The sequence below is a fragment of the Glutamicibacter protophormiae genome, from assembly GCF_016894325.1.
GTDB lineage: Bacteria > Actinomycetota > Actinomycetes > Actinomycetales > Micrococcaceae > Glutamicibacter > Glutamicibacter protophormiae.
Genome location: NZ_CP069806.1, coordinates 1,023,147 through 1,043,194, shown reverse-complemented (window position 1 = coordinate 1,043,194; position 20,048 = coordinate 1,023,147). Strand labels below are relative to the sequence as shown.

Here is a 20,048-nt window from a genome sequence, read left to right as displayed (position 1 = left end):
GAGGGCGCTTGGCCATTATTTTCCTCTTTCCGTCGGAGGTTATCCGACGTTACTTTGTTGCGAGGCAGGACAGACACGCCAAAGGGAGACCCTGGTTTTTGCGGGTCTCCCTTGACGTTGTTCCCAGCTAATCTAGCCTTTGATCAGGCTGAATGCTGAGCGTAGTTACTTGCCGGTGATCTCGTTGTACAGCGGGACACCGTTCCAACCGAATTCGACGTTGGAGACGTTCTCGCTCCAGCCGCCCTGAACAGCCTGGTACCACAGCGGGATGGCAGGAAGGTCCTTCATCAGGATTTCCTGAGCCTGGTTGAAGATCTCGGCACCTGCAGCTGGATCGGTGGCTGCAAGGCCTTCCTTCAGCTTGGCGTCGAATTCCTTGTTCGAATAGTCGCCATCGTTGGAACCAGCGCCGGTGCCGTAGAGAGCACCGAGGAAGTTGTACAGCGATGGGTAGTCAGCCTGCCAGCCGGTACGGAAGCCACCGGTCATCTTGCGCTCGGTGACCTGCTCGCGCAGTTCCTTGAAGGAGCTGAACGGCTTAGCCACTGCGTTGATGCCCAGGTTGTTCTTCAGCTGGTTGACAACAGCCTCGACGTATTCCTTGTTGCCGGCGCCGTCAACGTTGTAGCCGATGGACAGTTCTGCATCTGCATCCCACTTGGAGATCGCATCTGCGTCGGCCCAGGCCTTCTTGGCAGCCTCGGCGTTGAAGGTCAGCACCTCGTTGCCAGGAATGCTGTCCGAGTAGCCGTCGATTACCGGTGCGGTGAATTCCTTGGCGATAACCTTACCGCCCTGGTACACCTTGTCGATGATCAGCTGGCGGTCGATAGCCTGCGAGACTGCCGCACGGCGGAGGTTGCCCTCTTCGCCCTGCTTGAAGTGATCCAGGTAGCCCGGGATGGTGATGGTTGCATTGCCTGCGTACGGCGAGTTGACCGAACGGTCACCCAGGTCGCTCTGGTACGAAGCCAGCTGGCTTGGTGGAACCTGGTCCAGGACATCCAGGTTTCCGGAAATAAGGTCCTGGTATGCCGAGTCGGTCGACTGGTAGACCTTGAAGTCGATGCCGCCGTTCTGGGCCTTGCGAGGGCCGTCGTAGCTCTCGTTGACATCCAGCTTCAGGTTGACGTCGTGGTTCCAGGTGGTCAGCTTGTAGGGGCCGTTGCCAACCGGGTTTTCGCCGAAGGCCTTCGGATCCTTGAAAGCGGCTTCAGGCAGCGGCATGAAGGCGGTGTAGCCCAGGCGCAGCGGGAAGTCGGACTCAGGCTGGGACAGCTCGACGGTGAAGGTGGTGTCGTCTACGACCTTCAGGCCTTCCATCTTGTCGTCGGTCGACTTCTCTGCACTGACCTTGTCGTAGCCCTTGATGGACTCGAAGAAGTAGGCGTTGAGCTGGGCGTTCTTTGCGGCAGCGCCGAAGTTCCAGGCGTCCACGAACGAAGCAGCGGTCACCGGCGAACCATCGGAGAAGGTCTGGCCGGACTTGATCTTGATGGTGTAGTTCTGCGAGTCGGTGGTTTCGATCGACTCGGCCAGTTCATTCTGGGTCTTGCCATCGGCGGTGTAGCTCACCAGACCGGTGAAGATCAGATCCATGACGCGGCCGCCACCAACTTCGTTGGTGTTGGCCGGCAGCAGACCGTTCTGCGGCTCGGTCGTGTTTGCCGAAACAATGTATGAAGTGTCGCCTGCCTGTGCGTCGCCGTTGCCCTCAGGGGTTTCAGACGAGCCGCCGCCACATGCCGACAGGGTCAATGCCAGGGCAGCGGACAGAGCCACGGCCTTCGATGCGTGCGAGAATCGCATCCTATTTCTCCTCAACAGTTCGTTGCTGCTTCCGCAATTCGCGGAGCCGTGCGGTATAGCGTGAGCTATAGCACTTAGTGAATGAGATTACATCAAATATTGCGAAACAACCAATGAATAATCATGAAAGTAGTGCTTGACAATCTTTTAGTCATTCGAACTTATGATATGACCACACGTCAATAGCTAGACGCGATTAAAGAAAAAAGTTCATCATTCCGGGATCTTCAAGAACCGCACCGATACCGGCAAGTAACTCACTGGCTTCTTTTCCATCCACCACCCTGTGGTCGAAGGACAATGCCAGCGTCGAGGTATGCCGTAGCGCTACTTCCCCTCGGTATTCCCAAGGCCTCGGTTTGACTTGGCCTAAGGCGAGAATCCCGGTCTGCCCAGGAGGCAGAATAGGTGTACCGGCATCGACGCCGAACACCCCAACGTTCGTGATTGAAAAAGTGCCGCCGGACAGCTGGGACGCGGTCAGGCTGCCGGACCTCGCGTGCTCGATGAGCTCCGACAATTCAGCGGCCAGTGATGTTAATGGCTTATTCTGCGCCTCTTTGAGCACAGGGACAAGCAGCCCACGGTCGCTGGCGACAGCCATGCCGAGATTCACGTCCGCGTAGTGGATGATTTCATCATTCTCGCCGTCCCACCGCGCATTGACGCTGGGGAAGTTCAGCAGCAGGCGCGAAACCACCAGCGCCGTCAGCGACGTGATATTCAGCTTGAGGTTCCTGAATTCGCGACGGGCGCGGAGCTTGTCAATCAGATCCAAGGACTTCGTGACGTCGACCATCAAGAACTCGGTGGCATGTGGCGCGGTGAATGCCGACTGCACCATGGCATTGGCCGTGGCCCTTCGCATGGCGCTGATCTTGACCCGGGTCTGCCCGTTGCCAGCTGCCGGCACGTCCGAAACCGGCCGCTGATCCGCCGCGGGTTCAGCAGAAGAACTAATAAGAGCTTCGACATCCCGGCGCAGCACCAGGCCGTCCGGCCCGCTGCCTTTCACCTGCGCGATATCTATGCCGTGGTCTCTGGCGAGCTTGCGGACGGGCGGCGTACTGCGCGCAACCGTTGTCCGCGCCGCTTCGTGCACGGCGGCCGGGCTGTCAGTAGCAGCAGCGCTGTCGACGGCAGCTGGCTTGCCGCGGCCGCGGCGGGCCGGCCGCTTGCCGCTGGCAGCCGGAGCACCATAACCCACCAGCGTCGGTGTCCGCTCGGCGGCACCGCCCTGATGCCCCGGGGTTCCCGCGCCGGATTTCTCCCCGTCTTTGGCTTGGGGCTCCACCGGCTGGTCGTCGAAGGTCACCAAGGGACCTCCCACGGGAACCACCTGGCCCTCGTCGGCATGCAGCTTCTGCACGATGCCCGCGAAGGGCGAGGGAAGCTCGACCACTGCCTTGGCCGTTTCCACCTCGGCAATGATCTGGTTCAGGCTGACGTGCTCGCCGACCTTGATTTTCCAGTTCAGCACCTCGGATTCGGTCAGCCCTTCTCCGAGGTCCGGCAGCTTGAAAGTTTGGGCGGTCATCACTTGGCAGCTCCTTCGGTTGCCTCGTGGTGGCGCATCACGGTGTCAACCGCATGCATCACCCTGTCGAGATCTGGCAGGTGGTGGCTTTCGAGCCGGGACGGCGGGTAGGGGACGTCGAAGCCGGTGACCCGCAGCGGCGCGTGCTCCAGGTAGTCGAAGCAGGTCTCGGTGATCTGGGCGCAGATCTCTGCTCCCAGCCCGCTGGTGCGGCTGGCCTCGTGAACCACCACGAGCTTGCCGGTGCGCTTCACCGATTCCGCGACCGTGTCGATATCCAGCGGATCTAGGCTGCGCAGGTCGATGACCTCCAAGCTGACGCCTTCGTCTTCCGCCGCCTGCGCCGCGTCCAGGAGCGTATAGGTGGTCGGGCCGTAGCCTACGACCGTCACGTCCCCGCCTTCGCGCAGAACTCTGGCCTTCGGCGAAGAGTCGTTCTCCGGCGTAGCGAGCTCGACCTCCGCCTTCTCGTGGTAGCGGCGCTTGGGTTCGAAATAAATCACCGGATCGTCGCTCGCGATGGCCTGGCGCAGCATCGTATAGGCATCCTGCACGCTGGACGGCGCGAAAACGCGCAGGCCGGCGGTGTGGGCGAAGTAGGCTTCCGGGGATTCGCTGTGGTGTTCGGGCGAGCCGATGCCTCCGCCATAGGGAATGCGCACGGTGACCGGCATCTTCACCCGGCCGCGCGAACGGTAGTGCAGCTTGGCCAGCTGGGAGACCAGCTGGTCGAAGGCGGGATAGGTGAACCCGTCGAATTGGATCTCGACCACCGGCCGGTAGCCTCGGTAGGCCAGGCCGATGGCGGCGCCCACGATGCCGGACTCGGCCAGCGGGGTGTCGACGACCCGGTGTTCACCGAATTCCTTCTTCAGTCCGTCGGTGACGCGGAAGACCCCGCCAAGGGTTCCGATATCCTCGCCGAGCAGGACCACCTTCTCGTCCTCGGTGAGCGCGTCGCGCAGCGACTGGTTCAACGCCTTGAGCATGGTGGTGGCCATCAGTGCCCCTCCTCCTCGAACTCGGCCAGGTAGTCGAGGTATCCCTCGCGTGCCCGGGTGCTGGGCTCATGCGCCTCTGAATAGACGTTGTCGAACAGTTCGGCCACGGCAGGGTCCGGCATCGCGGTGATGGCAGCACGCAGCTGCGCGGCCAGCTCGTCGGCGGCGTTCTGTGCTCGTTGCTCATAGGACTGGACGTCGGCGCCGATCACGTGCAGGTACTTGACCAGTCGGTCGATGGGGTCCTTGGCCTTCCACTGCTCCAGCTCTTCGGGCTTGCGGTAGCGGGTCGGGTCATCGGCGGTGGTGTGCGAGCCCATGCGGTAGGTGACCGCTTCGATGAAGGTGGGGCCCAGCCCGTTGCGGCAGTGCGCCAAGGCGGCCTGGGTGGCGGCGTAGACGGCCAGGATGTCGTTGCCGTCCACGCGCCAGGTTTTCAGGCCGAAACCGTGGGCGCGGTCGGCAATCTGCGTGCGGCTCTGCAGCGCCACGGGCTCGGAAATGGCCCACTGGTTGTTCTGGCAGAAGAACAGTACCGGTGCTTGGTAACTGGCGGCGAAGACCATCGCCTCGCTGACGTCACCCTGGCTGGTGGCGCCATCGCCGAAGTAGGCGATAGCCACGTCGTCGCTTCCGTCGAACTTGATGCCCATGCCGTAGCCGGCGGCGTGCAGGGTCTGCGCTCCGATAACGATCTGCTGGCAGGCGATGTTCACTTCGTTGGGGTTCCATCCGCTGGACTGCGCCCCGCGCCAGACGCTGAGGAGGTCTTCAGCCTTCACTCCCCTGGCCCAGGCCACTCCATGCTCACGGTAGGAGGGGAAGATGAAATCGGAATCGCGGGTGGCGCGCACCGAACCGATCTGCGCGGCCTCCTGGCCGAGCAGCGGGGCCCACAGCCCCAACTCGCCTTGGCGCTGCAGCGCGGTCGCTTCGTTGTCCAAGCGCCGCAGGACAACCATGTCCCTCAGGAAATCCACCAAGTCCGACTCGGTCAGCTTGGTGACGTAATGGTCTAGTTCTCGATCCGGGACTCGTTCCCCGGCGACGTTCAGCAGCTGGTGCGTAGGTATGCACTCTGCGGCTACATCGATGTGCTTGGTGGACACGATCAGCATCCTTACTCTCGCGTAGTCGGTGCCCGGGGTAGTTTCACACTTCGGGCTTAATGTGATGCTACTCACGCCACGCAGATTGCACAATGGCTAGATTCAAATTAGGGCAAAACGCACTGTTGGCACTGCGATTTCAGTGCTAACGTGCTCATTATGCAGCAACTAGACCAGACGGACCGCCGCATCCTGCTCGCGCTGTCCACCGCCGCGAAGCGGACCGCCTCCGCCGTGGCCACCACGCTGGGCCTGGGCCGCAATACGGTGCAAACCCGTATCACCCGGCTGGAGAACGAGGTCCTCGATTCGCTCGACCGGCGCATTCCCGCGCAGTCCCTGGGCTACGGGCTGCTGTCATTCGTCGAGTTGCATGTGGAGCAGCGCCATCTGGAAGACATCGCGGCCCAGCTGGAACAGATTCCGGAAGTACTCGAAGCGCACGGCCTGACCGGATCGGCGGACATCCTGGTGCGGGTTGCGGCCAAGGATGCCGAAGAACTTTTCCGTGTCCACGGCCAGTTGCTGCATATCGAAGGGGTCAACCGAGCTGATTCGGCGCTCTCGATGGCGGAGCTGGTCCCCTACCGCACCACTCGGCTGCTGGAGCATTCGCTGCGCAGCGCCTGATCCAAAAACCAAAACAGCGACTGGGGGCCGATTCTCGCGAATCGGCCCCCAGCCGCGTGGTCCAGCTATTCAGTATTCCTAGTGGTCGACCGCCTTCTCGGCACCGACACCGGTCAGCGAGCGAACTTCCATTTCCGCCGCCTTTTCCGGATCCTCGGTTCTCGGATCGGTGATCGAGCCCAGCCAGCCGAGCACGAATGCCAGCGGGATGGAGACGATGCCAGGGTTGGCCAGCGGGAAGATCGAGATGTCGATGCTCGGGATCATCGAGGTTTCCGCGCCGGAGAAGACCGGCGAGAAGATGATCAGCAAGATGGCCGAGCCCAGGCCGCCGTACATCGACCAGACTGCACCGCGGGTCTTGAAGCCCTTCCAGAACAGCGAGTAGAGGATGGTCGGCAGGTTGGCCGAGGCAGCTACCGCGAAGGCCAGTGCCACCAGGAAGGCGACGTTCTGACCCTGGGCGCCGATGCCGCCGGCGATCGCGAAGACGCCGATGACCAGTACGGTGCGACGGGCAACCTTCATTTCCTTCTCCGGGGTGCTCTTGCCCTTGGAGATGACCGATGCATAGACATCGTGGGCGAAGGATGCGGCTGCGGTGATGGTCAGGCCGGCCACCACGGCCAGGATGGTCGCGAAGGCCACTGCGGAGATCAGTCCCAGCAGCAGCGTGCCGCCCAATTCGTAGGCCAGCAGCGGTGCCGCGGAGTTCACGCCGCCCGGGGCGGCCTTGATCTTATCCGGGCCGATCAGGGCGCCGGCGCCGAAGCCGAGGACCAGGGTGAACAGGTAGAAGGCACCGATCAGCCAGATGGCCCAGACGACCGACTTGCGGGCTTCCTTGGCGGTTGGCACGGTGTAGAAGCGCATCAGCACGTGCGGCAGGCCGGCGGTGCCGAGCACCAAGGCCAGGGCCAGGGAGATGAAGTCGAGCTTGGAAGTTTCGGACTTGCCGTACTGCATGCCAGGGTTGAGGATTTCAGGGTTTCCGGCCACTTCGGCGGCCTTGCCCAGCAACTCGGAGAAGTTGAATCCGAACATCGCCAAGGTCCACACGGTCATGATCAGCGCGCCGGCGATGAGCAGGCAGGCCTTGATGATCTGCACCCAGGTGGTGCCCTTCATGCCGCCGATCAGTACGTACAGGATCATCAGCGCGCCGACGATGACAATGACCAGCGACTGGCCTGCACGGCTGTCGATGCCCAGCAACAGGGACACCAGCGCACCGGCGCCGGCCATCTGAGCCAGCAGGTAGAACACGCACACCGCGAGGGTGGAGATCGCCGCGGCGATGCGCACCGGGCGCTGCTTCAAGCGGAAGGAGAGCACATCGGCCATGGTGAACTTGCCGGTGTTGCGCAGCAGCTCGGCCACCAGCAGCAGGGCAACCAGCCAGGCCACGAGGAAGCCGATGGAGTACAGGAAGCCGTCATAGCCGTTGATGGCGATGGCGCCAACAATGCCCAGGAAAGATGCAGCCGACAGGTAGTCGCCGGCGATGGCGGTGCCGTTCTGGGTCCCGGTGAAGGACCGGCCGCCGGCATAGTAGTCCGCGGCGGTCTTGTTGTTCTTGCTGGCCCGGAGCACGATCACCAGGGTAACGCCGACGAAGGCGACGAAGATGGCGATATTCACCAGCGGGTTGCCGACGGTGGTCTTCTCAGCCGCCGCCGCAAGGATGGTTAGGTTGTTCACTGATCTGCTCCCTGGTTCTCCAGACGCTCACGGATCTTGGTGGCCTTCGGGTCGAGCTTCTTGTTGGAGAAGCTCACGTAGGCCGCGGTGATGGCGAAAGTGGACACGAACTGCAGCAGGCCTAGGAAGATACCCATGTTGATATTGCCCAGGACCTTGATGGACATGAAGTCGTGGAAGTAGTCGGCCAAAAGAACGTAGGCGAAATACCAAACGAGGAAGAAGATAGCCATCGGGAATACAAAGCTGCGGTGGGTGCGGCGCAGTTCCTGGAATTCCTCCGACTTGCTCTCCGCCACGAAGTCAATGTCGTCTTCGACATTGTGGTGGGGATTGGCACTCATGATGCCCTCCTTGTGCGGGTGGTTGGATGATAAAAAACCGATGTGATGCAAGGCACATCTTTACTGTGACTAAGTTCACTATCTGCGAAAGTTCCGCCTCCGACTAGGGGGTTGGGCTCAGTCATGGCTCAACGGAGCAAAACCTGCGCCCAACGGCGCATTCGGCGGCGACAAGCGGTCAGCCTGCGGGTTGTGACCTTAGGATTGATACATGTCCCCAGCCCTGCAGATCACCCTCATCGTCACCATCGTGACGGTCGGCATTGCCGTCATCGGGTATTTCGGATTCAAGATCTCCCGTTCGACCAAGGAGATGGGGACCGACGCGGATGAAGCGACCTTCACCACCCTTCACCACATGTCCGTCGCCGTTCCGCACCTGGAACGCGGACTGACAGTGGAAGGCGCCGCCAAGAGCGCCAAGGCGCTGCGCAAGCTGCTGAACTGCCCGGTCCTGCTGATCTCCGATACCCGTCACATCCTTGCCACGGACGCCGGCATCGAGTTCACCGCGGACCTCGAAGAACAGGCGTCAGAAACCTTCGCCACCGTCCTGGCCACCGGGAAAACCCAGGTGAAGCGGCTCTCCGGCCAGGATTTCGTGGCGGCGCCGATCATGGTGGGAAACCAGCCGGTGGGAACCGTGACCGCACTGAGCCCGCGGGCCGGAGCCGGATTCGTCCGCGCCGTCTCCGAGGTGGCCGTCTTCGTCTCCGCACAGGTCTCCACCGCCCAGCTGGATGAAAACAAGGCAATGCTGCTCGAAGCCCAGATGCGGGCGCTGCGGGCGCAGATTTCCCCCCACTTCATCTACAACTCGTTGAACGCCATCGCCTCCTTCATCAACACGGATCCCGCCCGCGCCCGTGAGCTGGTGATCGAGTTCGCGGATTTCACCCGCTATTCCTTCCGTCGCCGCGGGGAATTCACCACCCTGGCCGAAGAACTGGAGGCCATCGACCGCTACCTGCTGCTTGAAAAGGCCCGCTTCGGCGACCGCATCAGGGTGTCATTGCAGATCGCCCCGGAGGTGCTCCCGACCAAGATCCCGTTCCTCTCGCTGCAGCCGCTGGTGGAGAACGCGGTGCGCCACGGATTGGAGGCCAGGCCCGACGGCGGGGTTATCTCCATCACCGCCACCGAGGACGGCATGCACGCGGTCATCAGCGTCGAGGACGACGGCGTGGGCATGGATCCGGAGCAACTGGCCAGCGTGCTGGCAGGCACCACCGTCAACATGCATGTGGGGCTGCGCAACGTAGACGTGCGTCTTCGCCAGCTCTACGGCAATTCGAACGGGCTGATCATCGACACTGCGCCGGGGGCCGGCACCCAGATCACCCTGCGCATCCCGAAGTTCCTGGCCCCCGGCAAGGGTTCGATAAACGAATGAAATCTGAAATGCCCCAAGGTAAACGAAACAAAAACGATAGAATCAATTCATGATTAATGTGGTTGTCGCCGACGACGAACTTCCTGCGGTGGAAGAAATCGCGTTCCTCCTGAGCCAGGACTCCCGAATCGGGAAAATCCACCGTGCAACGTCTGGTGCCGCCGCGTTGAAGGCGCTGGAGGAAAACGAAGTGGACGCCCTCTTCCTCGACATCCACATGCCCGCGCTGTCCGGCCTGGATATCGCCCGGGTCATCTCCCGCTTCGCCAATCCGCCCTTGGTGGTCTTCGTGACCGCCGACGAAGACCAGGCGTTGGAAGCCTTCGAACTCGCCGCCGTCGACTACGTGCTGAAGCCCATCCGCCCGCAGCGCCTGGCCGAGTCCGTGCGGCGCCTGTGCGAGCTGGTGGAAGAAGCCCCGTCTAAGCCCGAAATGATCACCGTGGACCAGGGCGGCATCACCAAGCTCATCCCCCGCGGCGACATCGCCTATGTCCAGGCGCAGGGCGACTACGCCCGCCTGCATACCAAGGAATCCAGCTACCTGATCCGCGTCCCGCTGAACGATCTGGAGCAGCAGTGGGCGGAATCGGGCTACGTGCGCATCCACCGCTCCTACCTGGTGAGCATGGACAAGATCGAAAATGTCCGGCTGCAGACCGGAAAGGCGGCAGTGCTGGTCAACGGGACCGAGCTTCCCATCTCCCGGCGCGCACTGCCCTACCTGCGCGAACGCCTGGCAGCCAACCGCGTCCGACCGCTCTAGGTACGGCGTGATTCCGTGAAGCGCGACTCCCCGGAGGCTCCCCTGCCCGGACGATTTGCCGAGCAGCGCCCGCAGCGGGTGCGCGTCCAAGCTCCGCAGGATGCCTCGCTGACCATTGCCACGGCCAAGCCCGAGCACACTGCCCAGGAATTCTACGTCCAACAGCTTATCCGCTCCCAGCTGCGTCTTGCCTGCGCCGTGGCCGCCGGCCTGCTGACCATGCTTGTGGGGATCAGCGCGCTGCTCGCCTTCTGGCCGGCGGTCTATGAATTCACCCTGTGGCATATCCCCTTGCCCTGGTGGATTCTCGGAGTGGGGATCTATCCGCTGATCATCGTGGCCGGCATGCTGTTCAACGGCGCCGCGGCACGCAACGAGAAACGCTACCGGAGCATCAGCCGTGATTAATCTGCTTTCTGCCCTGGCCCTAGTCGTGGTGTGCGTGACCACCATGCTGATCGCCTTCCACGGGCTGCGCCTTTCGCGCACCACCAGCGATTTCTACGTGGCCAGCCGCACGGTGCGCCCGTGGTGGAATGCCTCGGCCATCGGCGGCGAATACCTTTCGGCCGCCTCGTTCCTGGGTGTGGCCGGGCTGATTGTGCTCTCCGGGCAGTCGGGGCTCTGGTTCCCCATCGGGTACACCGCCGGCTATCTGATGCTGCTGCTGTTCGTCGCGGCGCCGCTGCGCCGCTCGCAGGCCTACACGATTCCGGACTTCGCCCAGATCCGTTTCGAGGAATCCAAGTCGCTGCGCAAGATCACCACCTACCTGGTGGTGGTGATCTGCTGGTTGTATATCGTTCCGCAGATGCACGGGGCGGCGCTGACCCTCTCGATCGCCACCGGCCTGCCAGGCTGGCTCGGCCCGGTGATCGTGGCCGCGGTCGTGTGCATCACGGTGGTCTCCGGCGGCATGCGTTCGGTGACCTTTGTCCAGGCCTTCCAGTACTGGTTCAAGCTGGCCGCACTCGTGATTCCCACGATCTTCCTGCTCATCCAGGTGATTCCCGAACAGTCCAGCACCGCGCGCCTTGAAAGCATCACGACGCAGCTCGAAGCGGTGGCCGGGCTGAACCTGTACGAGACCATCTCCATCATCCTCGCCCTGCTCTTCGGCACGTTGGGACTGCCCCACGTGCTGGTGCGCTTCTACACCAATCCCACCGGGCAGGCGGCGCGTTCCACGACCGTGATCGTGCTGGGCTTGCTCTCGGTGTTCTACCTGCTGCCCACCACCCTCGGCGTGCTGGGACTGCTCTACACCCCGCAGCTGGGCGGCAGCGCGGAGAGCGACGCCACGGTGCTGCTGCTGCCCTCGGCGGTGCTGGACGGGTTCCTCGGCGACGCGCTGACCGCGATCGTGGTCGGCGGCGCCTTCGCCGCGTTCCTGTCGACCACCTCCGGGCTGGTGGTCTCGCTGGCCGGGGCGCTGTCCCAGGAATTCTTTGCCGGAACCGTGCGGGGCTTCCGCATCTCCACGGTGCTGGCCACCGCACTGCCGGTGTTCATCGCCGTGGTGACCAGTTCCCTGGCGCTGGCCGGAGCCATCGGCAACGTCTTCGCGTTCACTGCCTCGACCATCTGCCCGTTGCTGCTGCTGGGAATCTGGTGGCGCTCGCTCACCGCCCGCGGCGCCATTGCCGGCATGCTGGCCGGTGCGATCGCCTGCGGCCTGTCGCTGATCGTCTCCAGCCTGCTGCCGGAAGTCGATGCGCTGTGGTTCCACATGCTTCGCCAGCCGGCGGCCTGGAGCGTCCCGCTGGCGTTCGTGGTGATGATCGCGGTCTCCCGGGCCACCGCGCGCAGCATCCCGTCCAACACGGACCGCATCATGGCCCGGCTGCATGTCCCGGACCGCGACTCGGTCTTCTGAGCCGCCGGCCCGGCGTGGAGCCTTGCCCGCAGCCCGCGCAGCGACGCAGAAGGCCGCCGTCTGCCGGTAGGAACCGGGCAGGCGGCGGCCTGTGAAGCTGTGCCGTGCTAGTCGATCGAGGCCATCAGCTCGACCACGCGGTCGAGGAACGCGTCAACCTGAGATTCCTCGTATCCCTCCGTGCCGGTGGCGGAGCGGAACTCCACACGGCGCACGGTGTCCACGGACATCGGCACGTCCTTCTCGAAGTAGTCGATCAGCTGGTCGCATAAGCGGTCCACGTCTTCGACGTTGTAGCTCGAAGCGTTGGTGCGCGAGGGGCGGCGGAAGCGCTCCCCCTTGGCTCGGTGCAGGCGGCCGCGCAGGATCGCCGCCAGGCGGCCGACCTGCTGCAGCCAGACTTCCTCGCCCTGGTGGGCGATCAGGTCGTCGCGCTCGCGCTTGGCGAAGACGTCTTCCAGGCGGTCCAGCGCGCCGTCGACCTCGCGGGCCTGGTAGCCGCCCTTCTGCGGGGCGAAGGTCGTGCGGCGGATCAGGTGGCTGGTGACCACGCTGTCGTCGTTGCCGCCGCCGTTGAAGGTGGCACGGGCGCGGCTGAGAAACGCATCAACCTGCTTGACGTTGTAGCCGAATTCCGAATCCGGGACCCGGGAAAACGGAGCATCTTGCTGCTGCGACACGACTGTTCCTTCTTCTCTCGATAAAGTCAGGGGCGGATCGAGGCGATCCGTGATCCCTAGTTATTCTATGGGGTGAGCCGAGGCATGGGTTAAAAGCCACACCGGCGGGTGCCATCCATGGGAAAGGATCACACCGCGCCGGCGTTGCGGATTATTGCAGGGAAACGCTCCACGTCAGCAGGTGGGAAATCAGGTAGCCGAGCGGGACGACGAAGACCACCGAGTCCAGTCGGTCCATGATGCCGCCATGCCCCGGCAACAAGTTGCTCATGTCCTTGATGCCCAGCTCACGCTTGATCATGGATTCCGAGAAGTCTCCGGTAGTGGCCGCGATCGTGGTGAAGAATGCCAGGATCACGCCGGTCCACCATGGCATGTCCAGCCAGAAATGCATGGCCAAGGCGCCGACCGCCATGGATCCGAGCATCGACCCGGCGAAGCCCTCCCAGGACTTCTTGGGCGAAATCTTCGGGGCCATGGGATGCTTGCCGAACAGCACCCCGACGATATAGCCGAAGGTGTCATTGCTGACCGCCAGCAGCAGGATCGTGGCGATCAGCCACTGGCCGTTGGGTTCTTCGAGGATCAGCAGCGCGAAGGACAACAGCAGCGGGACCCAGCTGATGATGAACACGCTGCTCATCACCGAGGCCGCGGCCCCCTTGAGCCCCTCCGTCAACCGCACCAGCAGTGCGATGACCAAACAGATCATGTAGGTGAAGCCCACGGCTTCCAGGCCACCCCAGATCGCGCTGACGGGCAGCATCGCAGAGGCCAGGAAGAGCGGAACCAATGGCACCGAGGTCTTGGCATGGGTGGTGGCGCGGGCGACTTCCCAGCTGCCGACCCCGGCCAGGACCACGATCAGCGCGACCAGCAGCGGCTCGAAAAGAAACAGGCCAGCCAGCACCAGGCCGAGCATCACCAGGCCGACGCCGATCGCGGCCGGAAGGTTGCGACCGGCCCGCGACTTCTTGGGTTCGGCCGGAGCCCCCACCAGCAGTTCGGTCGGCACCGCCGCACGGGCGGCATCCGGTTCACCGCTTTCGGCCAGGTCCGTGGTTTCGCTGACCGGAGGGTGCTCGGCAGGCCCTTCAACCTTGAGCTCCTCGGGAGGAACCGGTGAACGGTCCTCTGCGGTGAAGGCCGCCTTGGCACGTTCCTTGGCCTGCTGCGAGTCCACCGCGGCGCCAGGGGCCGCCGGAACCGGTTCAATCTCCGGCTGCGGGCCCACGGCTTCGGGTTCCTGCGCGGCAGGCTTCGCGCCGCGGCGCTTGGCTTCCTTCTGCTGGGCTTCCTGCAGGGCTCGCGCCTCGCGGCGGGTCAGGGGTTTGGCTTCACCGGATGCCACTGAGGGCACCGCCGAAGCCGTGCCCTCAGTGTGATCTGTCGAGCCCGGCATTAGACTTCCAGCAGCTCGGCTTCTTTGTTCTTCAGAATCTCGTCGATCGCGTCAACGTGCTTCTTGGTCAGGGCGTCCAGGTCCTTCTCGGCACGGTTGCCTTCGTCCTCGCCGATCTCGCCGTCCTTGACGAACTTGTCGATGGCGTCCTTGGCCTTGCGGCGGTGGCTGCGCAGCGAGACCTTGGCGTCCTCGCCCTTGGAACGAGCCAGCTTGACGTATTCCTTGCGGCGTTCCTCGGTCAGCACCGGCAGGGTCACGCGGATCATCTTGCCATCGCTCGACGGGTTGGCGCCGACCTCTGGATCACCCAGTGCCTTTTCGATCTCGCGCATGGCGGTCACGTCGAACGGGGTAATGGTGATGGTGCGCGCCTCGGGCACGGCGAAGGATGCCAGCTGCTGCAGCGGGGTTGGCGAGCCGTAGTAGTCGACCATGACCTTCGAGAACATGCCCGGGTGGGCACGACCGGTGCGGATCGTCGCGAAGTCTTCCTTCGCAGCCTCAATGGTGCGGTCCATCTTTTCGGCGGTTTCCGCCAGTGTTTCGTCAATCACCGGTACTCCTCAAGTACTCATTGCTGTTTCCACCAAGGGAAAATAAATCTAGAACAATCCTATGCCACGTTCACCGCTTATGCGGTGACGGTGGTGCCGATTCGCTCGCCGCGGATGGCGCGAGTGACATTGCCCTCGCCTTCCATGCCGAACACCAGCATGTCCAGCTTGTTGTCCTGGCACATGGTCATGGCGGTCTGGTCCATCACGCGGATGTTCTTGACCAGCGCCTCGGTGTAGGTCAGGGTGTCGATCTTGGTCGCGGTCGGATCGGTCTTCGGATCGGCGGTGTACACGCCGTCCACACCCGACTTGGCCATCAGCACCTCGTCGGCGTCGACTTCCAGGGCACGCTGGGCGGCCACGGTATCGGTGGAGAAGTACGGCAGGCCGGCGCCGGCGCCGAAGATGACCACGCGGTCCTTTTCCATGTGGCGGATCGCGCGGCGCGGAATGTAGTTCTCCGCGACCTGGGCCATGGCAATGGCCGACTGCACGCGGGTCTCGACGCCGCACTGTTCCAGGAAGTCCTGCAGGGCCAGGCAGTTCATGACGGTGCCGAGCATCCCCATGTAGTCTGCGCGGGAGCGGTCCATGCCGGAAGCCGACAGCTCGGCGCCGCGGAAGAAGTTGCCGCCGCCGACGACAATTGCCACCTCGACCTCGCCCACGGTCTGGGCGATCTGCTCGGCAATGCCGCGGACGGTATTCGGGTCGACGCCCACCTTGCCGCCGCCGAAAACTTCTCCCGAGAGCTTGAGCAGTACGCGGCGACGCTTGGTTTCTGGGGTGGTTGACATGGGGTCTAACTCCTGCAGTTGGTAATTCTTTGGTGAGGGGATCATCCCGAGTCCCAAGCTACCCTGGGATCCGGGCTCGAGAAAAGGGAGGTGAGCCACCGAGTGTATGCTCGGTGCCCACCTCCCTTTTCTCTAGTGCGGCCGGCTAGCGGCCGCGGACGCATTTCGTGCGAATGCCTTCAGCGGTGAAGCTTAGGCGCCTACGCGGAAACGAGCGAAGGCCTCAGCCTTGGTGCCGGCCTCTTCGAGAACCGAACCAACGGACTTCTTGGCATCCTTGGCGAAAGCCTGGTCGACCAGGACAAGCTCCTTGAAGAAGCCGGTCAGACGGCCTTCAACGATCTTGGTCAGGGCGGCCTCTGGCTTGCCCTCGGCGCGAGCGGTCTCGTCAGCGATGCGGCGCTCGTCGGCGACCTTCTCTGCCGGAACTTCGTCGCGGGTCAGGTAGGTCGGTGCCATTGCAGCGGTGTGCACGGCCACGTCGTGGGCCACGGCAGCTGCGGCTTCCGAAGCGGAATCGACAGCCAGCAGCACGCCAACCTGCGCTGGCAGGTCCTTGCTGGTCTTGTGCAGGTAAGCAGCAACATGCTCGCCCTCGACGCGTGCTACGCGGCGGACAACAACCTTCTCGCCGAGGATTGCGCCCTCTTCGATGACGGTGTCGCCAACGGTCTTGCCGTCAACCTCGAATGCCAGCAGGGTCTCGACGTCGGCTGCGCCCGAGGCAACAGCTGCGTCCAGGACCTTGTTGGCCAGGGTGATGAACTTGTCGTTCTTGGCAACGAAGTCGGTCTCGCAGTTGATCTCGATCATGACGCCGGCCTTGCCGTCGACCTTAGCGGCCACCAGGCCCTCGGCGGTCGAACGGCCTTCGCGCTTGGTAGCGCCCTTCAGGCCCTTGACGCGGATGATCTCGATGGCCTTCTCGGCGTCGCCGTTGGCCTCGTCCAGAGCCTTCTTAACGTCCATCATGCCGGCGCCGGTGCGCTCGCGCAGTGCCTTGATATCAGCAGCGGTGTAGTTTGCCACGTGCAATCCCATTCAGCTAGGAGTTTCAAGTTAGTTTGCCCGTGGGACGGGTCGGATACCCAACCCGTCCCACGAGAGTGTGGAGTGTCCCTTCACAGCACGCTAGTGCCCGAAGGGAAACTCCGGGAGTCACGGAAGTGACTACTTGGCTTCTGGAGCCTCAGTGGCTTCTGGAGCCTCGGTTGCAGCCTCAGCGGCTTCAGCCTTGGCCTTCTCGCCCTCGAGCAGCTCGCGCTCCCACTCAGCCAGTGGCTCAGCGGCACCCTCGGTCTTGCCTGCAGCCTTGTTGTTCTTGGCAATCAGGCCCTCCGCCACTGCGTCGGCAACAACGCGGGTCAGCAGGTTGACGGAGCGGATGGCGTCGTCGTTACCCGGGATCGGGTAGGTGACTTCGTCAGGATCGCAGTTGGTGTCCAGGATGGCGACAACAGGGATGCCCAGCTTCTGGGCCTCGTCGATTGCCAGGTGTTCCTTCTTGGTGTCAACGATCCAGATGGCCGACGGGGTGCGGGTCAGGTTGCGGATACCACCGAGGTTGTTCTGCAGCTTGGTCAGCTCGCGCTTCAGCAGCAGCAGTTCCTTCTTGGTGTGGCCCGAACCGGCAACGTCGTCGAAGTTGATCTCTTCCAGTTCCTTCATGCGCTGGACGCGCTTGGAGACAGTCTGGAAGTTGGTCAGCATACCGCCGAGCCAGCGCTGGTTCACGTATGGCTGGCCAACGCGATTAGCCTGCTCGGCAATTGATTCCTGAGCCTGCTTCTTGGTGCCAACGAACAGCACCGAGCCGCCGTGTGCAACGGTCTGCTTCACGAACTCGTAGGCGCGGTCGATGAACGACAGCGACTGCTGCAGGTCGATGATGTAGATGCCGTTGCGCTCGGTCAGGATGAAACGCTTCATCTTCGGGTTCCAGCGACGGGTCTGGTGGCCGAAGTGTACGCCGCTGTTCAGCAGCTCTCGCATGGTTACGACTGGCATGTCGCAACTCCTTTCAGCAGTAGCGGACCGGGCGCACGAACGCCCGCGGTAACTGCCCTAGTTGTTTGGGTTGTTGCAGATGCACATGGTGAGCATCCGCCCTGGCATGAACCCGGAATGCTTGGCATTCCGCACGCCGTCCACCGATTCTCTCGGACCACTGGAACGGACGGCCTCCCCGCTTGCGTGGGGAGGGACTTCTTGCGCGAAGTCAATTTCCTGTCCGGAACATCCGAATTTGGACACACCTCTGACAAAAAACTGCACTTTTCAGTGTACTACACCCGCCGGCCCCGCTTTGCCGGAGGGGCAGGTGACTTAGCGCCCATCGAGCCGCCCACAAATGGCGGGCATTCCGGCGCAGTCCAGCCCCCGGCGGCGCAGTGTGGAGCCATGAAAACTTTTCGCCTGCTCGCGCTGCTCCAGCTGCTGTTTCTGCTCACGATGCTGACCGCCGCGGGCACGCCGCGCGATACCGCTGTGCAGGCCCCGTTGTCGGCAGCAGCCACCGGACGACTGGGTTGGCAATGGCCGCTGGCTGGTGAGCCTGGAATTCTGACGCCGTTCGACAAACCCGAACAGGAATGGCTTGCCGGTCATCGGGGAGTCGATCTGCGGGCGACTGAAGGGACGAACGTGCTGGCGCCGCACCGGGGACGAGTCAGCTTCCGTTCAACGGTGGTGGACCGTCCCGTGCTCGTGATCGACCACGGTGGGGGTTTCGTCACCAGCCTCGAACCCGTCAGCAGCGAGCTCGCGGTCGGCACCTGGATCGAGGCGGGAGACAACGTCGGAACCGTGGCCACCGGAGCGCATTGCTCGAAGCGCTGCCTGCACTGGGGCGTTCGGCTCGACGGCGAATACATCGATCCGGTGCTGCTCATCCGCGACTTGCGGCCATCCATCCTCCTGCCGCTGCGCTAGGAGCGCGGAGAAAAATTATGGTGAAAGCGTGGTCGAGATGGACCCTTGAGCACTAAAGGAAAATCGCCCGTCAACCTGTTTACACAGGTCAACGGGCGATTCGATTGGGTAGGGAGTGACGGACTTGAACCGACGACCAAGGGATTATGAGTCCCCTGCTCTAACCAACTGAGCTAACTCCCCATCCGTGAGCTTTCCTGTCAGTCCAGGCGAAGCACACTCGAAATATTCTAGGGCATCACCAGCCCAAACGCCGATTCGGCGCACGGGCTTGAACCCAATTAGTGGATGGTCACTTTTTGTCCGCGATACAGGGCTTCGAAGGCGTCCATGGTCTTTTCCTGCGCATGGTTCAGCACCTTGCGATGACCTGCCTGGCCCAGCTTGGCCCGGCCCGCCTCGTCGAGTCCAAGCACCTTTTCCAGCTTGTCGGCCAGGTCCCGCCGGTCCCCGGGGGTGAACATGTAACCGTTGATGCCTTCGTCCACGAGGTGCGGCAAGGCCATGGCGTTTGCCAGCACTACGGGTTTGGAAGCCGACAATGCTTCCAAGGTCACAAGCGACTGCAATTCAGCGGTGCCAGGCTGGCAGAAAACATCGCAACGCAGGTAAGCCTGGCGGAGTTCTTCATCTGGAACTTGCCCCAAAAAGCGCACCCGGTCGCCGACTTTCTGCTCGGCGGCGATACGTTCCAGGTTCTTGCGTTGCTCGCCGCCGCCGACAATCTCGAGTATTGCGTTGGGTACCGAATGCATCAGCGGCAGCGCTTCAATGAGTTCATTGATGTTCTTTTCCACGGCCAGCCTGCCCGCGAAGAGGATCGTGGGCGCCTCGTTCTTGAACACAGTTTCACCCTCGGCCAGCTCATAGTTGCCGACCTCGATGCCGTTGGACAGCGGAAGCACGTCCTTCAGCCTGGCCCGCTCCCGCATAGCCTTGGCGGCCAGCGGCGTCGGGGTGGTCACGGCGTCGGCGCGGCCGAAGATCTTGCCCATGTCCCGCCAGGAGTTGTGCGCCACGATTTTCTTGAACCAGACCGGGAACGGAAGGAAAGGGTCCAGGTTCTCCGGCATGAAGTGGTTCGTAGCGATGGATCGGACCTTGTGCTTCCGCGCCCAGGCGAGGGTGTGCTGTCCGATCATGTAGTGGCTTTGCGCATGCACTACATCCGGATTGATTTCGGCAAGTAGCTTCTCAATTTGCCGATTGACTTCCCAGGGGAAGACGATGCGGAAATATTCGTGGGTCGGCACGGCGTGCGACCTGAGTCGGTGCACGATGGCCTCGTCGCGAACCTCCGTATAGGTTCGGCCGGACTCTCCTCGCGCAGCCAAGACATGCACCCGGTGGCCGCGTTCATGCATGGCCGTTGCCAGGCGATAGCAGAACATGGCGGCGCCGTTTACATCCGGCGGGTAGGTATCGGCGGCGATGACGATAGTCAGCGGTTTATCCTCGGCCACAAGCATCCTTTGTCGTTCAACATGTACTAATTCCATTGCGTGCCGC

19 protein-coding genes and 1 tRNA gene are annotated in these 20,048 nt (G+C 62.8%); 6 read left to right on the top strand and 14 right to left on the bottom strand.

What is annotated here, in order from left to right; all coding sequences use genetic code 11:
• Positions 1-165 precede the first annotated feature (165 nt).
• From JQN66_RS04995 to pdhA, 4 genes are all read right to left on the bottom strand, one after another.
• A complete protein-coding gene (locus JQN66_RS04995; protein WP_204676884.1) occupies positions 166-1,812 on the bottom strand; it encodes a peptide ABC transporter substrate-binding protein in 1,647 nt (548 codons plus the stop codon).
• A 196-nt stretch (positions 1,813-2,008) separates the two neighbouring features.
• A complete protein-coding gene (locus JQN66_RS04990) occupies positions 2,009-3,349 on the bottom strand; it encodes a dihydrolipoamide acetyltransferase family protein (RefSeq protein WP_204676883.1) in 1,341 nt (446 codons plus the stop codon).
• Positions 3,349-4,350 carry an alpha-ketoacid dehydrogenase subunit beta gene (locus JQN66_RS04985; protein WP_204676882.1) on the bottom strand — a complete coding sequence of 334 codons (1,002 nt, stop codon included), beginning with the start codon at positions 4,348-4,350 and terminating at the stop codon, positions 3,349-3,351. Before JQN66_RS04985 ends, JQN66_RS04990 begins: the two co-directional genes overlap by 1 nt.
• Positions 4,350-5,468 (bottom strand): pyruvate dehydrogenase (acetyl-transferring) E1 component subunit alpha, encoded by a 1,119-nt coding sequence (gene pdhA / locus JQN66_RS04980; protein WP_204676881.1) that lies wholly within the window; start codon positions 5,466-5,468, stop codon positions 4,350-4,352. Before pdhA ends, JQN66_RS04985 begins: the two co-directional genes overlap by 1 nt.
• A 150-nt stretch (positions 5,469-5,618) precedes the next feature.
• Here pdhA and JQN66_RS04975 point away from each other — a divergent pair, with 150 nt between their 5' ends.
• The gene (locus JQN66_RS04975; RefSeq protein ID WP_204676880.1) at positions 5,619-6,089 is read left to right on the top strand and encodes an Lrp/AsnC family transcriptional regulator; all 471 of its coding nucleotides are present in this window, start codon (positions 5,619-5,621) and stop codon (positions 6,087-6,089) included.
• 78 nt (positions 6,090-6,167) lie between these two features.
• Here the strand turns inward: JQN66_RS04975 and JQN66_RS04970 are convergent, their stop codons facing one another.
• Positions 6,168-7,775 carry a solute symporter family protein gene (locus tag JQN66_RS04970; RefSeq protein ID WP_417372844.1) on the bottom strand — a complete coding sequence of 536 codons (1,608 nt, stop codon included), beginning with the start codon at positions 7,773-7,775 and terminating at the stop codon, positions 6,168-6,170.
• Positions 7,776-7,786: 11 nt separating this feature from the next.
• A complete protein-coding gene (locus JQN66_RS04965) occupies positions 7,787-8,134 on the bottom strand; it encodes a DUF485 domain-containing protein (protein WP_204676878.1) in 348 nt (115 codons plus the stop codon).
• A 211-nt stretch (positions 8,135-8,345) separates the two neighbouring features.
• Between JQN66_RS04965 and JQN66_RS04960 the strand changes: the two genes are divergently transcribed.
• Genes JQN66_RS04960 through JQN66_RS04945 form a run of 4 tightly spaced genes read left to right on the top strand, consistent with a single transcriptional unit; the run spans position 8,346 to position 12,169 of the window.
• Positions 8,346-9,527 carry a sensor histidine kinase gene (locus JQN66_RS04960; RefSeq protein WP_204676877.1) on the top strand — a complete coding sequence of 394 codons (1,182 nt, stop codon included), beginning with the start codon at positions 8,346-8,348 and terminating at the stop codon, positions 9,525-9,527.
• A 49-nt stretch (positions 9,528-9,576) separates the two neighbouring features.
• Entirely contained in the window at positions 9,577-10,293 is a 717-nt protein-coding gene (locus JQN66_RS04955) for a LytR/AlgR family response regulator transcription factor (protein ID WP_188947696.1), read from the top strand.
• Between the two features lie 15 nt (positions 10,294-10,308).
• Positions 10,309-10,701, top strand: a complete 393-nt coding sequence (locus JQN66_RS04950) for a hypothetical protein (RefSeq protein WP_204676876.1) — start codon at positions 10,309-10,311, stop codon at positions 10,699-10,701.
• Between the two features lie 43 nt (positions 10,702-10,744).
• Positions 10,745-12,169: a sodium/solute symporter gene (locus JQN66_RS04945; RefSeq protein ID WP_204677483.1), complete on the top strand. Its 1,425-nt coding sequence runs from the start codon at positions 10,745-10,747 to the stop codon at positions 12,167-12,169.
• Positions 12,170-12,276: 107 nt separating this feature from the next.
• Here JQN66_RS04945 and JQN66_RS04940 read toward each other — a convergent pair whose 3' ends face one another.
• The 6 genes from JQN66_RS04940 to rpsB all read right to left on the bottom strand — a co-directional run bounded on the left by JQN66_RS04940 (position 12,277) and on the right by rpsB (position 17,615).
• Positions 12,277-12,849, bottom strand: a complete 573-nt coding sequence (locus JQN66_RS04940) for a DivIVA domain-containing protein (RefSeq protein WP_204676875.1) — start codon at positions 12,847-12,849, stop codon at positions 12,277-12,279.
• A 151-nt stretch (positions 12,850-13,000) separates the two neighbouring features.
• The gene (locus JQN66_RS18460; protein ID WP_239464144.1) at positions 13,001-14,200 is read right to left on the bottom strand and encodes a phosphatidate cytidylyltransferase; all 1,200 of its coding nucleotides are present in this window, start codon (positions 14,198-14,200) and stop codon (positions 13,001-13,003) included.
• A gap of 50 nt (positions 14,201-14,250) precedes the next feature.
• Positions 14,251-14,808 carry a ribosome recycling factor gene (gene frr / locus JQN66_RS04930; protein ID WP_188947693.1) on the bottom strand — a complete coding sequence of 186 codons (558 nt, stop codon included), beginning with the start codon at positions 14,806-14,808 and terminating at the stop codon, positions 14,251-14,253.
• A gap of 77 nt (positions 14,809-14,885) precedes the next feature.
• Positions 14,886-15,608 carry a UMP kinase gene (gene pyrH / locus JQN66_RS04925; protein ID WP_188947692.1) on the bottom strand — a complete coding sequence of 241 codons (723 nt, stop codon included), beginning with the start codon at positions 15,606-15,608 and terminating at the stop codon, positions 14,886-14,888.
• 192 nt (positions 15,609-15,800) lie between these two features.
• Positions 15,801-16,637, bottom strand: coding sequence for a translation elongation factor Ts (gene tsf, locus JQN66_RS04920; protein ID WP_204676874.1), 837 nt, complete (start codon positions 16,635-16,637; stop codon positions 15,801-15,803).
• A 141-nt stretch (positions 16,638-16,778) separates the two neighbouring features.
• The gene (rpsB, locus tag JQN66_RS04915) at positions 16,779-17,615 is read right to left on the bottom strand and encodes a 30S ribosomal protein S2 (protein ID WP_204676873.1); all 837 of its coding nucleotides are present in this window, start codon (positions 17,613-17,615) and stop codon (positions 16,779-16,781) included.
• A 393-nt stretch (positions 17,616-18,008) separates the two neighbouring features.
• Here rpsB and JQN66_RS04910 point away from each other — a divergent pair, with 393 nt between their 5' ends.
• Complete coding sequence (locus tag JQN66_RS04910) at positions 18,009-18,539, top strand: M23 family metallopeptidase (protein ID WP_204676872.1); 531 nt, start codon at positions 18,009-18,011, stop codon at positions 18,537-18,539.
• A gap of 109 nt (positions 18,540-18,648) precedes the next feature.
• Here the strand turns inward: JQN66_RS04910 and JQN66_RS04905 are convergent.
• Both JQN66_RS04905 and JQN66_RS04900 read right to left on the bottom strand, forming a co-directional pair.
• A tRNA-Ile gene (locus JQN66_RS04905) sits at positions 18,649-18,722 on the bottom strand.
• Positions 18,723-18,820: 98 nt separating this feature from the next.
• Positions 18,821-20,008: a glycosyltransferase gene (locus JQN66_RS04900; protein WP_204676871.1), complete on the bottom strand. Its 1,188-nt coding sequence runs from the start codon at positions 20,006-20,008 to the stop codon at positions 18,821-18,823.
• Positions 20,009-20,048: the final 40 nt, after the last annotated feature.

Bases quoted from the DNA above. Each gene is read 5' to 3' on its own strand.
- JQN66_RS04995 (WP_204676884.1), bottom strand. From the start codon at position 1,812: ATGCGATTCTCGCACGCATCGAAGGCCGTGGCTCTGTCCGCTGCCCTG.
- JQN66_RS04990 (WP_204676883.1), bottom strand. From the start codon at position 3,349: ATGACCGCCCAAACTTTCAAGCTGCCGGACCTCGGAGAAGGGCTGACC.
- JQN66_RS04985 (WP_204676882.1), bottom strand. From the start codon at position 4,350: ATGGCCACCACCATGCTCAAGGCGTTGAACCAGTCGCTGCGCGACGCG.
- pdhA (WP_204676881.1), bottom strand. From the start codon at position 5,468: ATGCTGATCGTGTCCACCAAGCACATCGATGTAGCCGCAGAGTGCATA.
- JQN66_RS04975 (WP_204676880.1), top strand. From the start codon at position 5,619: ATGCAGCAACTAGACCAGACGGACCGCCGCATCCTGCTCGCGCTGTCC.
- JQN66_RS04965 (WP_204676878.1), bottom strand. From the start codon at position 8,134: ATGAGTGCCAATCCCCACCACAATGTCGAAGACGACATTGACTTCGTG.
- JQN66_RS04960 (WP_204676877.1), top strand. From the start codon at position 8,346: ATGTCCCCAGCCCTGCAGATCACCCTCATCGTCACCATCGTGACGGTC.
- JQN66_RS04955 (WP_188947696.1), top strand. From the start codon at position 9,577: ATGATTAATGTGGTTGTCGCCGACGACGAACTTCCTGCGGTGGAAGAA.
- JQN66_RS04945 (WP_204677483.1), top strand. From the start codon at position 10,745: ATGCTGATCGCCTTCCACGGGCTGCGCCTTTCGCGCACCACCAGCGAT.
- pyrH (WP_188947692.1), bottom strand. From the start codon at position 15,608: ATGTCAACCACCCCAGAAACCAAGCGTCGCCGCGTACTGCTCAAGCTC.
- rpsB (WP_204676873.1), bottom strand. From the start codon at position 17,615: ATGCCAGTCGTAACCATGCGAGAGCTGCTGAACAGCGGCGTACACTTC.
- JQN66_RS04910 (WP_204676872.1), top strand. From the start codon at position 18,009: ATGAAAACTTTTCGCCTGCTCGCGCTGCTCCAGCTGCTGTTTCTGCTC.
- JQN66_RS04900 (WP_204676871.1), bottom strand. From the start codon at position 20,008: ATGCTTGTGGCCGAGGATAAACCGCTGACTATCGTCATCGCCGCCGAT.